The sequence below is a fragment of the Streptomyces sp. YIM 121038 genome (genome assembly GCF_006088715.1).
Lineage (GTDB): Bacteria > Actinomycetota > Actinomycetes > Streptomycetales > Streptomycetaceae > Streptomyces.
Genome location: NZ_CP030771.1, coordinates 2,579,937 through 2,592,937, shown reverse-complemented (window position 1 = coordinate 2,592,937; position 13,001 = coordinate 2,579,937). Strand labels below are relative to the sequence as shown.

11 protein-coding genes are annotated in these 13,001 nt (G+C 73.4%); 3 read left to right on the top strand and 8 right to left on the bottom strand.

What is annotated here, in order from left to right; genetic code table 11:
* Window positions 1–132: 132 nt before the first annotated feature.
* A complete protein-coding gene (locus tag C9F11_RS10715; RefSeq protein ID WP_138959050.1) occupies window positions 133–1,587 on the top strand; it encodes an alkaline phosphatase PhoX in 1,455 nt (484 codons plus the stop codon).
* Between the two features lie 54 nt (window positions 1,588–1,641).
* On the opposite strand, the gene C9F11_RS10710 is transcribed toward C9F11_RS10715, so the two are convergent.
* The 8 genes from C9F11_RS10710 to C9F11_RS10675 all read right to left on the bottom strand — a co-directional run bounded on the left by C9F11_RS10710 (window position 1,642) and on the right by C9F11_RS10675 (window position 10,572).
* Complete coding sequence (locus C9F11_RS10710) at window positions 1,642–2,874, bottom strand: TerD family protein (RefSeq protein WP_171076072.1); 1,233 nt, start codon at window positions 2,872–2,874, stop codon at window positions 1,642–1,644.
* A 315-nt stretch (window positions 2,875–3,189) separates the two neighbouring features.
* Entirely contained in the window at window positions 3,190–4,179 is a 990-nt protein-coding gene (locus C9F11_RS10705) for a zinc-dependent alcohol dehydrogenase family protein (protein WP_138959048.1), read from the bottom strand.
* Window positions 4,176–5,105, bottom strand: coding sequence for a carbohydrate ABC transporter permease (locus C9F11_RS10700; RefSeq protein ID WP_249401675.1), 930 nt, complete (start codon window positions 5,103–5,105; stop codon window positions 4,176–4,178). The genes C9F11_RS10705 and C9F11_RS10700 overlap by 4 nt, the downstream gene beginning before the upstream one ends.
* Window positions 5,102–6,052 carry a sugar ABC transporter permease gene (locus tag C9F11_RS10695; RefSeq protein ID WP_138959047.1) on the bottom strand — a complete coding sequence of 317 codons (951 nt, stop codon included), beginning with the start codon at window positions 6,050–6,052 and terminating at the stop codon, window positions 5,102–5,104. Before C9F11_RS10695 ends, C9F11_RS10700 begins: the two co-directional genes overlap by 4 nt.
* Window positions 6,049–7,419, bottom strand: a complete 1,371-nt coding sequence (locus C9F11_RS10690; RefSeq protein ID WP_138959046.1) for a sugar ABC transporter substrate-binding protein — start codon at window positions 7,417–7,419, stop codon at window positions 6,049–6,051. The genes C9F11_RS10695 and C9F11_RS10690 overlap by 4 nt, the downstream gene beginning before the upstream one ends.
* 79 nt (window positions 7,420–7,498) lie before the next feature.
* Complete coding sequence (locus C9F11_RS10685; protein ID WP_138959045.1) at window positions 7,499–8,260, bottom strand: DeoR/GlpR family DNA-binding transcription regulator; 762 nt, start codon at window positions 8,258–8,260, stop codon at window positions 7,499–7,501.
* A 213-nt stretch (window positions 8,261–8,473) separates the two neighbouring features.
* Window positions 8,474–9,661 carry an alpha/beta hydrolase gene (locus C9F11_RS10680; protein ID WP_138959044.1) on the bottom strand — a complete coding sequence of 396 codons (1,188 nt, stop codon included), beginning with the start codon at window positions 9,659–9,661 and terminating at the stop codon, window positions 8,474–8,476.
* A 101-nt stretch (window positions 9,662–9,762) separates the two neighbouring features.
* Window positions 9,763–10,572, bottom strand: a complete 810-nt coding sequence (locus C9F11_RS10675; protein WP_138959043.1) for an NAD(P)-dependent oxidoreductase — start codon at window positions 10,570–10,572, stop codon at window positions 9,763–9,765.
* Window positions 10,573–10,871: 299 nt separating this feature from the next.
* Here C9F11_RS10675 and C9F11_RS10670 point away from each other — a divergent pair, with 299 nt between their 5' ends.
* Both C9F11_RS10670 and C9F11_RS10665 read left to right on the top strand, forming a co-directional pair.
* A complete protein-coding gene (locus tag C9F11_RS10670) occupies window positions 10,872–11,834 on the top strand; it encodes a 5-dehydro-4-deoxyglucarate dehydratase (RefSeq protein WP_138959042.1) in 963 nt (320 codons plus the stop codon).
* A complete protein-coding gene (locus C9F11_RS10665) occupies window positions 11,831–12,997 on the top strand; it encodes a hypothetical protein (RefSeq protein ID WP_138959041.1) in 1,167 nt (388 codons plus the stop codon). The genes C9F11_RS10670 and C9F11_RS10665 overlap by 4 nt, the downstream gene beginning before the upstream one ends.
* Window positions 12,998–13,001 lie beyond the last annotated feature (4 nt).

Here is a 13,001-nt window from a genome sequence, read left to right as displayed (position 1 = left end):
GCCGAAGTCGGACCGCGTTCAACCGCCGTTTATACGTGAGCGGGAATCTGGCGCCGGCAGCGGCCCGGCGGTACGCACTCCGTGGGACAGGCCGAACGCCCGCATCCGCTCCCTCAGGCCCGAGGAGAAACCATGTCGCTCACCCGCAGGGACTTCGCCAGACGATCCGCGCTCACCGGGGCGGGCGTCGCGCTCGCCGGCAGCGTCGGCGCGCTCGCCACCGCGCCCGGCGCGCTCGCCGCACAGGACCTCGACGCGGGCGACGCGGCCGACGCGGACGGCCGCGGCCACGGCGGGCCCGGCTACGGCCCGCTCGTGCCCGACCCCGCGGGCCTGCTCGCCCTGCCCGCCGGATTCTCGTACCGCGTCCTCACGTACAGCGGCAGGACCAAGCTGGAGACGGGCGAGTTCACGCCCTCCAACCACGACGGCACCGCCACCTTCGACGGGCCGCGCGGGGTGACGCTGCTCGTCAACAACCACGAGCTGAGCGGCGCCCGCGCCAAGTGGAAGTACCCGGTCCCGCTCACCGAGGGACTCGTCTACGACCCGGCGGCCTCCGGCGGCTGCACCGTCGTCGAGCACCGGCGCGGCGGCCAGGTCGCCGAGTGGGTGGGCGTCGCGGGCACCAGCACCAACTGCGCGGGCGGCTCCACCCCCTGGGGCACCTGGCTGACCTGCGAGGAGACCGAGGACAAGGCCGGCCAGAACGGCATGACCAAGGACCACGGCTATGTCTTCGAGATCGACCCCTACGACCGGCGCGCCAACCGCGGCCCCCAGCCCGTCAAGGCCCTCGGCCGCTACGCCCACGAGGCCGTCGTCGTCGACCCCAAGCGCGGCCACCTGTATCTGACCGAGGACGCCGCGGGCCCCAACGGCCTGTTCTACCGCTGGACCCCGCCGCACGGCTTCAAGCACGGCCGCGGCAAGCTGCGCTCCCTCGCCGACGACGCGGGCGTCCTGAAGGCGCCCAAGTGCTTCGACTCCGGCGGCCGGTTCGTCGACGACCTGTCCCGGGCCACGAAGATCGGCACCGTGTACGGCGTCGACTGGGTGGAGGTCCCCGACCGCGACGCCCGCACGGTCTCGGTCCGCAAGCAGTTCGCCGCCGGCGCCGTCACGCGCGCCCGCAAGCTCGAAGGCATGTGGTGGGGCGACGGCGGCGCGTACATCGTCTCCTCGTACGCCCGTGCCGAGAGCCCCGGCGCGCAGCACGACGGGCAGGTGTGGTTCTACCACCCGGGCCGCCGCACCCTCACCCTGAAGGTGCTGCTCGGCGTGAACCAGGACCCCGGCAAGGACGGCGCCTTCGACGGGCCGGACAACATCACCGTCTCGCCCTACGGCGGGCTCGTCCTCGCCGAGGACGGCGACGGGATCCAGCACCTGTTCGGCGCGACCGAGCGCGGGCGCACGTATCCGATCGCCCGCAACGAACTCAACGAGGGCACGCCCGAGAAGCCCGCCTACAGCGAGTTCACCGGCGTCACCTTCTCGCCGGACGGCAGGACCCTGTACGCGAACATCCAGACCCCCGGGATCATGTTCGCGATCACCGGGCCGTGGCGGCGCCAGCGCCCCTGACCCCGGCCGGAGAGCGGGGGCCGAGACGCGTCCCGGCCCCCGCCCCGCCGTCGGCTACAGGGCCTGCGCGGCGGGCTTCACCATGCCGCGGACCGTGCGGGACTTCACGAAGTCGCCCATGGCGGTCATCTCCCACTCGCCGGAGAACTGCCTGATCAGTTTCGCCATCATGACGCCGGTCTGCGCCTCCGCGTTCGTCAGGTCGAAGCGGACCAGCTCCTCGCCGGTGGCCGCGTCGATGAGGCGGCAGTACGCCTTGGCGACCTCCGTGAACTTCTGGCCCGAGAACGAGTTCACCGTGAAGACCAGGCCGCTGACCTCCTGGGGGAGACGGCCGAGGTCCACGACGATCACCTCGTCGTCACCGCCGCCCTCGCCGGTCAGATTGTCACCGGAGTGCTTGACGGAGCCGTGCAGGATCGACAGCTTGCCGAAGTAGCAGCTGTCGATGTGGTTGCGCTGGGGGCCGTACGCGATGACCGAGGCGTCCAGGTCGATGTCCTTGCCGCGGAACGCGGGCTCCCAGCCGAGGCCCATCTTGACCTGGGAGAGCAGCGGGCGGCCGCCCTTGACCAGCGACACCGTCTGGTTCTTCTGGAGGCTGACGCGGCCCTTGTCCAGATTGATCTTCCCGGCGCCGGGGGCGGGGGCGGCCGGGGCCGCGGGGGCCTGCGGGGCCGCGTGGTGGGGGGCCGCGGTGGGCGGCGGCGGGCCCTGGACCGGCGGGCCGGACGGGGGCGCCATGGCGGGGGCGGTGGGCGCCTGGGGCGCGGCGGCCGGGGCGGCCGGGGCGGGCTCCTCGACCGAGACGCCGAAGTCCGTGGCGATGCCCGCGAGGCCGTTCGCATAGCCCTGGCCGACCGCTCGGGCCTTCCAGGCGCCGTTGCGCAGATAGATCTCCACGATGACCAGGGCCGTCTCCGCGCCGAGCTGGGGCGGGGTGAAGGTGGCGAGGACCGAGCCGTCGTCCGCGTTGCGAATCGTGGCGGTGGGCTCGATGCCCTGGAAGGACTGGCCCGCGGCGTCCGGGCTCGCCGTGACGACGATCTTCTCGATGCCCGGCGGGACGGCGCCGGTGTCCACCGTGATCGCGTCCGGTGTGCTGCCACCGCCGGAGCGGTAGGCCACGCCGGGGCCCGTGGGCTGGTTGTAGAAGATGAAGTCGTCGTCGGAGCGCACCTTGCCGTCGGCGGTGAGCAGCAGGCCCGATACGTCGAGCCGCACGGGGGCGGAGACGTCCACGGCGACGCGGGTCGCGGCGAGCGGGATGTTCGAGCCGGGGGTCATAGCGGTCATGCCTGGGGTAACGAGCGGAGGGACTTTGCCGTTCCCTTACCTCGGTGCCTTTTCCGCCCACCCGACCGACCCTCGCGGGTGCGCCCCGCTGTGTCCATCAGCGCGCTCCGCGCGCGGGCGCCCCTTCCCGAACCAGGGGCTGCCGCCCCTGGCACCCCGCCCTGCATCGCGCTGACGCGCTCGTCCTCAAGCGCCGGACGGGCTGAATGGTTGCCGGTGCGGACCGGATGTCGTCTGCGGCCCGCACCGGGGACTTTCAGCCCGTCCGGCGTTTGAGGACGAGGCGCGGAGCGCCGAGGGAACTGCTCAGGGAAGCACCACGATCTTGCGGCCCTCGCCCGCTGCGAACTTCGCCAGGGCCTCGGGGTAGTCGGTCAGCGGCAGCCGGTCGCTGATGAAGACGTCGGGGTCGAGCACGCCGTTCGCGAAGAGCTCCGCGGCGCGCTCGTAGCTGTGCAGGACCGCCATGGAGCCGGTGATGGTGATCTCCTGGTTGTAGATGCGGTAGGGGTCGATCGCCACGCGGGTGTCGTAGTCCGCCACGCCGAACTGCAGGAACGTGCCCGCCTTGGCCACCCGCCCCAGGCCGTCCTGGATCGCCGCCGCGTTGCCCGTCGCGTCGACGACGACGTCCCATCGGCGCGGCCGGTCGAGCTCGTCGGCACGCGTGGCCGCCCCGGTGACGCCGAGCTGCTTGGCCGTGGCGAGCCGGTCGGGGTTGACGTCGACGACGTCCACGCTGGCCGCCCCCGTCCGCTTGGCCAGCTCCAGCATCATCAGGCCCATGGTCCCGGAGCCGTAGATCAGCACGTGCGCCCCGAGCCGCGCGCGCAGCACGTCGTAGCCGCGCACCGCGCAGGAGAGGGGCTCGATGAGCGCCGCGTCCTGGGTGCGCACGTGGTCGGGGAGGCGTACGCAGTTGGCGACGGGAGCCACCGCGTACTGGGCGGCGCCCCCGGCCCGGGTGACGCCGATGGCCGCCCACCGCTCGCAGAGGTTGTTGTGGCCGGTGCGGCAGTAGCGGCACTCGTAGCAGTACAGGGAGGGGTCGACGGCGACGCGGTCGCCCACCCGCAGCTCCGTGACGCCGGTGCCGACGTCCACCACCGCGCCGGCGAACTCGTGCCCCGGCACGACGGGCAGCGTCGGGGCGAACTCGCCCTGGAGGATGTGCAGATCGGTCCCGCACAGGCCGCACGCGGCGACTTCGACGACGACGTCGCGCGGCCCCGGCGTGGGGTCGGGCACCTCGCCGACCACCGCGGTGCCGACGGACTCGATGATGGCGGCCTTCACTTGACGGCTCCCAACGACAGGCCCTGGACCAGCTTGTCCTGGGCGGCGAACCCCGCGGCGAGCACCGGCAGGGAGATGACGAGCGACGCGGCGCACACCTTCGCCAGGAACAGGCCCTGGCTGGTGATGAAGCCGGTCAGGAACACGGGTGCGGTCTGGGCGACGACGCCGGTGAGCACCCGGGCGAAGAGCAGTTCGTTCCAGCTGAAGATGAAGCAGATCAGGGAGGTCGCGGCGATGCCCGGCAGGGCGATGGGCGCGACGATCCGGGTCAGGACGGTGGGCAGCCGCGCGCCGTCGACATGGGCGGCCTCGATGACGGCCACCGGCACCTCGGACAGGAACGACTGCATCATCCAGACGGCGATCGGCAGGTTCATCGAGGTGTAGAGGAGGACCAGGAGCCAGATGTTGTCGAGGAGGCCGGTGTTCTTGGCGAAGAGGTAGAGGGGCAGCAGGCCCGCCACCACCGGCAGCATCTTCGTGGAGAGGAAGAAGAAGAGGACGTCGGTCCACTTGCGGACCCGGCGCACGGACAGCGCGTACGCCGCGGGCAGCGCGAGGAGCAGGACGAGGAGGGTGGACGCCGTCGACGCCACCAGGGAGTTGATCAGCGAGGGCCAGGGGCTCGCGCCGCCGCCCGCGCCGAAGAACTCGCGGTAGCCGTCCAGGGTGAGCGAGGCGGCGAGCGCGGGCGGGTTGGTCGCCGCGTCCTCCTCGGAGTGGAAGGACGTCAGGGCCATCCACGCGATCGGCAGGAAGAACACGATCCCGGCCAGCCACGCGGCGAGGCCGAGGCCGAGCCTCCTGGCACGGACCGCGCGGGGGGCGCGTGGGGCGCGCAGGGCGGTCGCGCGCGACGCCCCGGCCGATCGCGACGCCCCGGTCGTACCCGAAGCACCGGTCGTGCGTGAAGCACCGGTCATGCGCGGAACACCTCCTCGCGGAACAGCGACGACACCACGCGCAGCGCGAAGGTCGCGATGACGATCGACCCGATGACGACGAGCACCCCGGCGGCGGACGCCAGGCCGTTCTCGTGGGCCTGGTAGAAGCTCTGGTAGACGGTGTAGGGCAGGTTCGCGGTGCCCAGGCCGCCGGAGGTGATCGTGAAGACGGCGTCGAAGTTCTGCACGATGTAGATCGAGCCGAGCAGTGCGCCCAGTTCGAGGTAGCGGCGCAGATGGGGCAGCGTCAGATGGCGGAACACCTGCCAGTTGCCCGCGCCGTCCATGCGGGCCGCCTCGATGAGTTCGGGGTCGCGGCTCTGCAGCCCGGCGAGCAGGATCAGCATCATGAAGGGCGTCCACTGCCAGATCAGGGCCAGCTCGACGGCGATGAGCGGGGTGTCGGAGATCCAGTCGGGCTGGGCCGCGCCGTCCCCGCCCACCCAGTGCAGGACCCCGTTGAACAGGCCGTACTCCGGGTTGTAGAGGACGTGTTTCCACAGCAGGGCCGCCGCGACCGGCACGAGCAGGAACGGCGCGATGAGCAGGGTGCGCACCACCCCCCGGCCGCGGAACCTGCGGTCGAGGAGCAGCGCGAGGCCGAGCCCGGCGACGAGGCTGGCGAGGACGACCGTCGCCGTCAGGAGGATCGTCGTCAGCACGGACTTGCGCAGGTCGGCGTCCGCGAGGACCTCGTGGTAGTTGGCGAGGCCGGTGAACCTGCGCGCGTCCGGGTAGAGCGCGTTCCAGTCGAAGAACGAGATCACCAGGGTGGCCACGAACGGCAGCTGGGTCACGGCGATCATGAAGACGAGGGCGGGGAGCAGCGGGGCCCGGGTGACCCAGGCGCGCAGCCGGGGCGAGGGGCGCGGCACGGAGCCGGGCGCGCGCGGGGGCGTGCGGGTGGCTGTCGGTGCGGCGGTCATCGGCCCTCGTACTCCTCGGAGATCTTCTCGGCGAGGTCCTGGGCCCTGCCGAGGGCCGACGTGACGGAGGTGCGTCCGGCGATGGCCGCGCTGATCTCCTGCGAGACCTTCGTGCCGAGGTCGGTGAACTCGGGGATGCCGACGAACTGGATGCCGGGCGCGGGCCGCGGCTGCACGCCCGGGTCGCGCGGCCGCGCGCCCGCGATGGCGGCGCGGGTCACGCCCTGGAAGGCGGCCGCCGCCTTGCGGTAGCGCGGGTCGGCGTACGTGGAGGCGCGTTTGCCCGCGGGCACGTTGGACCAGCCGATCTTCTCGCCGACGAGTTCCTCGTACTCCTTGCCGGATGCCCAGGAGATGAACTTCCAGGCCTTGTCCTGGTTCCGGGAGGCCTTCTGCAGGCCCCAGGCCCAGGTGTAGAGCCAGCCGGAGCTCGGCGTGCGCTCCACCGGCGCGGCCACGTAGCCGATCTTCCCCTTGACCGGCGACGTGGCGGATTCGAGCGATCCGGCGGCGGCCGTGGCGTCGTACCACATGGCCGTCTTGCCCTGGGTGAGGTTGTTGAGGCACTCCGCGTACCCGGACTGCGCCGCCCCGGACTCTCCGTGCTCGCGTACGAGGTCCACGTAGAAGCGCGTGGCCCGCTCGAACGCGGGGGAGTCGAGGCGGGCCTTCCAGTCCTTGTCGAACCAGGTGCCGCCGAAGGTGTTCACGACGGTCGTCAGGGGCGCCATGACCTCGCCCCAGCCGGGCAGGCCGCGCAGGCAGATGCCCTTCATGCCCTCCTCGGCGCCGTCGGCCCGGGCGGCGAGACGGGCGACCTGGCGCCAGGTGGGGCGCGCGGGCATGGTGAGCCCGGCCTTGTCGAAGACGTCCTTGCGGTACATCAGGAACGACGACTCGCCGTAGAAGGGCTCTCCGTAGAGCTTGCCGTCCGCGCCGGTGAGGGACTGGCGCATCGGCGGCAGGATGTCGTTCTGGTCGAAGGCGCGGTCCTTGCGGGCGTAGGTGCCGAGCTCGCGCAGCCAGCCGTTCCTGGCGTAGATGGGTATCTCGTAGTTGCTGAGCGTCGCCACGTCGTACTGGCCGGCCTGGTTGGCGAAGTCCTGGCTGATCTTGTCGCGGACGTCGTTCTCGGGCAGCACGGTGAAGTTCACCTCGATCCCCGTCTCCTCGGTGAAGTGCGCGGCGGTGAGCTTCTGCAACTCGACCATCTGCGGGTTGTTCACCATCAGGACGTTGATGGCGTCGCCGCCGGACCCGGACCCGCCCGCGCCGGCCCAGCAGCCGGACAGCGACGGGACGAGCAGCGTCCCTGCGGCGGCAGCGGCGAGCAGGGGCCCGCGCCTCCGTCGGCTCTGGGTTCGCATGAATCGCTCCTGGGATAAAGGGGGTATTTGGGGCATGTGGGGCATGCCGGAGCCCGGAGGGAGAGGGGGCGGGGCGCGCTCAGGCGCGGATGACCTGCGGGCCGAGCAGCGCGTAGCGGTGGGCTTCGGACGCGGACAGGAGGGTGCTCGTGACGATGGTCTCCAGGTCGCCGACGGAGGCGAACCGGCAGAAGCTCGCCGCCCCGAACTTGGTGTGCACGCCCGTGAACACGACGCGCCGTGACGCCCGCAGCGCCTGCGCCTTCACCTCGCTGACCGCCGGGTCGGGGGTGGTGAGCCCGTGCTCGCGGGAGATGCCGTTGGCGCCGATGAAGGCCAGGTCGATGACGAAGCCCGCCAGCATGCGGGTGGTCCAGTGGTCGACGGTCGCGAGGGTGCCCGGACGGACCCGGCCGCCGAGCAGCAGCACGGTGATGTGGTCGGCCGTGGCGAGGGCGCCCGCCGTGGCGAGCGACGCGGTGATCACGGTCAGCTCGCGGTTCTTCGGCAGGGCCTCGGCGATCAGCTGCGGGGTGAAGCCCTCGTCGATGAACACCGTCTCGGCGTCGCCGAGCAGCTCGGCCGCGGCCGCCGCCACCCGCCGCTTCTCCGGCACGTGCATGGTCGTGCGGAACGCGAGGGTGGTCTCGAAGCCCGAGCTCTCCACCGGATAGGCGCCGCCGTGGGTGCGCCGCACCAGGCCGTGGTCCTCCAGGGCGCGCAGGTCGCGGCGTACGGTCTCCTTCGCGACGCCCAGCTCGACGGCGAGCGCGCTGACGTCGACGGATCCCGAGCGGCGAGCCGCGCGCACGATCTGCCGCTGGCGCTCCTCCGCCGTCATGGTGCCACCTCTTCCCCTGGCTCGTTCCGGGTGACCGTTCGGGCCCGTGGGGACGTTTCTACAGGGCGATCACTGGGCTGAACAGGCGGAAAGCGGACTCGATGATGCCCGGATGTGCCCGCCCGGGGCGGCCCTGGCCTGCGGTGCCGACGGCGCGCGGGCCCGTTCGCGGTGCGGACGGCGCCCGTTTGCCGCCCGCACCGGACGCACGGATCAGGGCTGGTGGAACGTCACCTCCGGATGGTCGGCCGTCGGGCCGTTCAGGAGCGGCTGCTCGATGCCCCGCAGATGCCGGTCGAAGAAGGCGCCGACGTAGGCGCGGGTGATCCGCTCGGCGCGCTCGCCGGAGATCGGCGCCTCGGGGTCCTCGTCCACGCCGAGCTGTTCGAGGACGACCGGGGCGTCGGTGAACGTGAAGTGGCCGGACCCGGCGACCGCGAGCCAGCGCTTCCAGCCGTCCATGAGGGGCCAGGCGTCGTCCCAGTGGTAGGGCCCGTCGGGCTTCGTGGTCAGCTCGGTGCCGAGCATCAGGAAGGGGCGGCCGCGCAGGCCGTCCGGCTTGATCTGGATGCCGCCGTCCATGTTCATGCCCGCCCGCACCCGGCGGTCGGTGTTCATCAGGGCCATGGTGGCGGCGCCGCCGATGGAGTGGCCGCCCGAGCCGATCCGCTTGCGGTCGATCATCTTCGCGTGCCGCCAGGTCGCCTTGCCGGACCTCCCGCCGACCAGACGGTCCAGGACGTACGACAGGTCCTGGGCCCGGTTCTCGGTGATGCGCGGGCCCGGAACGGTCGAGTCCGGGTCGCAGCCCAGGCACGGCGGCATGCGGCCGCCCTCGAACTCCCCGCCCGCCGCCTCGTGGGCGTGGTCGACGGTGGCCACGACGTAGCCGCGGCTCGCCAGGTCCTCGGCGAGGTGCGTCAGGGTCGAGCGCGGCGCGGTGAAGCCGGGCGAGAGGAGCACCAGCGGGAACCGGCCCGGCGCGGCGGGCGCCCCGGTGCGGGCGTAGGTGCGCGTCGCGCTGTAGGCGGCGGGCGGGGCGTCCAGGTGGTAGTACGTGAGCAGGGCGCGGGCGGCCTCGAGGGACGTGTACGCGGTGGCGCGCCCGCCCTGTCCTCTCGCCGGGTAGTACAGGGAGGTCATCAGCTCGCGCGGCTCCTCGGGCGCCCAGAGGTCCTTGCGGCTCTTGTCGACGAGGTGCAGGGTGTCGCGGCCCACGGCGTACTTGCCGGTGGGGCGCGGGAGTTCGGGCCGGGTGACGGGCGCGTCGGCGGTGGCGGGCCGGTCGGCGGTCCGCGGCGCGGCGAGCGCCTCCGACGCGGCCGCGAGCGGCAGGGCGAGGGCCAGCGCGAGCACGGACGCGACGGCACGGCCGCGCGGGGTCCTTCGGGTGGTCGTCATGTCGAGTCAGGCTAGGGGTGCGGCTGTTCGGGCACGTCAGCCGACGGTCTGACCCGCACCCGACCCCGGTCTGAGGACGCCGTCCCCTCACGGGATGAGGCTCAATACGGCCACACTGGCGGGTTCGTGCAGAAGCGGCCGCCGAGGTGCGCGTGGTCGGGGTTGGCGGGGTCGAGCTCCCCGTGCTCGGCGATCAGCTTCGCCGCGAACCGCTCGGAGTCGTCCCGGGGCGCGTACCCGAGCGCCCGCGCGGGCTCCAGGTCCCACCACAGCCGGGTGTTGGCGGACGAGCCGTACACCACGGTGTGCCCGACGTCCGGGGCGGTGAGCGCCGCGTGGAAGAGCCGCGCGCCGTCCTCGGGTGACATCCACACCGACAGCATCCGGACGTCGGCGGGCTCGGCGAAGCAGGCGCCGATCCGCACGGACACCGTCTGCACGCCGTGCTTGTCCCAGTAGTACTGGGCCAGGTCCTCGCCGAAGGACTTCGACAGGCCGTAGTACGTGTCGGGGCGGCGCGGGGCGTCGACGGGGATCAGCGGGTCGGTGCCGACGGGGCGCGGGGCGAAGCCCACCGCGTGGTTGGAGGAGGCGAACACGACGCGGGGCACGCCCTCCTCGCGCACCGCCTCGTAGAGGTGGTACGTGCCTTCGACGTTGGCCTTGAGGATCTTGTCGAAGGTGGACTCCAGGGAGATGCCCGCGAGGTGGAGCACCGCGTCCACGCCCCGCACGGCCTCGCGCAGCGCGGCCCGGTCGGCGAGGTCCACGGTGAGCGCGCCGGGCGCGCCCTCGACGGGGCGCAGGTCGAGCAGGCGCAGCTCGTAGCCGTACGCGGGCAGCAGGCCGCGCATCAGGGTGCCGAGACCGCCGGCGGCTCCGGTCAGCAGGACGGTGCGGGGAGCGGGCATGCGGCGGTCTCCTCGGGGTGGCGCGAGAGGGCGGCGTGGTGGTGTGCGGGGGCGGCGTGGCGCGGGGTGGCCGGGGGAGGCGCGGCGGCGGGGGCCGTGTCGTGCGTGCCTGTGTCCAGGATTCACATCCGTGGACACGCTAGGGAGCGGTGGCGGGTGGAGTCAAGGGGGCGCGGAGCCGGTGGATCCGTTCCCGCGTCGCGTGGTTGCGCGCTTGACCCGCACGGAGAGCCGCCCTAGCGTGGGCGCGTTCAGGGACATGGACGTGAATCAGAAACGTGCACGCTTAGGGAGAGCCCGTGACGTCAGGCAGGTCAGGTCGGTCAGGAACCCTCGCCTCCCGGCTCCGCGTTCCCAGCGGGCCGCTGTTCTTCCCCGTCACCCCCTTCGGGCCCGGCGGCTCGATCGACGTCGACGCGCTGCGCACCCATGTGCGCCGGGGCGTGGAGGCGGGCGCGGCGGCGGTCTTCGCGTGCTGCGGCACGGGCGAGTTCCACGCGCTGACGCCCGAGGAGTTCCAGGAGTGCGTCGCCGCCGCCGTCGCGGAGACCGCGGGCCGCGTCCCGGTGGTCGCGGGCACCGGCTACGGCACCGCGCTCGCCGTGCGGTACGCGCGCCTCGCCGAGGAGGCGGGCGCCGACGGCCTGCTCGCCCTGCCGCCCTACCTGGTCGCCGCCTCCCAGGAGGGCCTGCTGCGGCACTACGCCGAACTGGCCGCGGCGACCTGTCTGGACGTCGTCGTCTACCAGCGCGACAACGCCGTGTTCACGCCCGCCACGGTCCTCGGCCTCGCCCGCACCGACGGCGTCATCGGCTTCAAGGACGGCCTCGGCGACCTCGACCTGATGCAGCGGATCGTCAGCGCCGTACGCGCCGAAGGGCCCGGGGACTTCCTGTACTTCAACGGCCTGCCCACCGCCGAGCTGACCGGCCTCGCCTACCGGGGCATCGGCGTGCGCCTGTACTCCTCGGCCGTGTTCTGCTTCCTGCCCGACCTCGCGCTCGCCTTCCACCGGGCGCTGAACGGCGGCGACGACGCGACGGCGGCCCGGCTGATCGACGGCTTCTACCGGCCCTTCGTGGAACTGCGCGCCCAGGGCAAGGGCTACGCGGTCTCCCTGGTCAAGGCGGGGGTGCGGCTCACCGGCCTCGACGTGGGCGGGGTGCGCCCGCCGCTGCACGAGCCCGCCGACGACCACGTCAAGCGCCTGGCCGAACTCATCGAGCGGGGCCGGGCCCTGGCGGCGGAGGCCGGGGCGTGAGGGCGGGCGCGTTCCTCTACCCCTGGGACGTCGTCGGCGACCCCGCGGCCGCAGAGCGCGTCGCCGCCCTCGGCGTGCGCCAGGTGACCCTCGCCGCCGCCTACCACTCCACCCGGGCCCTCACCCCGCGCCACCCGCACCACCGCGTCGTCACCGCCGGGCACGCCGCCGTCCTGTACCCGCCGGGCGGGCGCTGGCGGGGCCGGGAGCCACGCCCGTACCCCGCGGGGGACTGGGCGCCGGGCGACGCCTACGGCGCGGCCGCCGAGGCCCTGGCGGCCGCCGGGCTCGACGTCCACGCCTGGGTGGTGCTCGCCCACAACTCCCGCCTGGGCGCCGAGCACCCGGACACCGGCGTGGTCAACGCCTACGGCGACCGCTACCCCTGGGCGCCCTGCATCGCGCGGCCCGCGAACCGCGCCTACCTCGTCGACCTCGCCGCCGAGGCCGCCGTCCGGCCGGGCGCGGCCGGGGCCGAACTGGAGTCGTGCGGCTGGTACGGCTTCGCGCATCTGCACGCCCACGACAAGGTCGCCGGGGTGCGGCTCGGCGAGGCGGGCGAGTACGCGATGTCCCTGTGCTTCTGCGCCACCTGCCGCGCCGGGTACGGCGAACACGGCCAGGACGCCGACCGGCTCGCCGCCGCCGTGCGCCGGGGCCTGGAGCCGGTGTGGCGCGGCGCCGCGCCCGGTCCGGGCTGGGCGGGCGTGGAGCGGCTGCTCGGAGCCGAGGCGGCGGCCGCCACGCGCGCGTGGCGCGAGCACAGCGCCCGCACCTTCCAGGAGGCGGCGGTCGGGGCCGTGCGCGCCGAGGCGCCCGACGGCTTCTCGGTGCTCCTGCACGCGGACCCGGTGACGTACCGCTGCGGAGCCAACGCGGGGGCCGACCCCGAGCACGTCCTGTCCGTGGCCGACGGCGTGGTCGTACCCTGCACCGGGGGCCCCGAGGCGCTCGCGCCCTTCGCCGCCCGCGCGCGCGGGCACACCGTCCTCGCCGCCAACCTCACGGTGGTGGCGGGCCTGGGCGGAAGCCCCGCGACGCTCGCCGCCGACGCCCGGCGCGCGGCGGCGCACGGCGCCACCGAACTGCGCCTCTATCACGCGGGTCTCGCCTCCGACGAGGACCTCGCGCACGTCGAGAAGGCCCTGTCGCGGCTCGCCTGACAGC

Coding starts and splice junctions, on each gene's coding strand:
- C9F11_RS10715 (WP_138959050.1), top strand. CDS start 133: ATGTCGCTCACCCGCAGGGACTTCGCCAGACGATCCGCGCTCACCGGG.
- C9F11_RS10685 (WP_138959045.1), bottom strand. CDS start 8,260: ATGACGGCGGAGGAGCGCCAGCGGCAGATCGTGCGCGCGGCTCGCCGC.
- C9F11_RS10680 (WP_138959044.1), bottom strand. CDS start 9,661: ATGACGACCACCCGAAGGACCCCGCGCGGCCGTGCCGTCGCGTCCGTG.
- C9F11_RS10675 (WP_138959043.1), bottom strand. CDS start 10,572: ATGCCCGCTCCCCGCACCGTCCTGCTGACCGGAGCCGCCGGCGGTCTC.
- C9F11_RS10710 (WP_171076072.1), bottom strand. CDS start 2,874: ATGACCCCCGGCTCGAACATCCCGCTCGCCGCGACCCGCGTCGCCGTG.
- C9F11_RS10690 (WP_138959046.1), bottom strand. CDS start 7,419: ATGCGAACCCAGAGCCGACGGAGGCGCGGGCCCCTGCTCGCCGCTGCC.
- C9F11_RS10695 (WP_138959047.1), bottom strand. CDS start 6,052: ATGACCGCCGCACCGACAGCCACCCGCACGCCCCCGCGCGCGCCCGGC.
- C9F11_RS10700 (WP_249401675.1), bottom strand. CDS start 5,105: ATGACCGGTGCTTCACGCACGACCGGTGCTTCGGGTACGACCGGGGCG.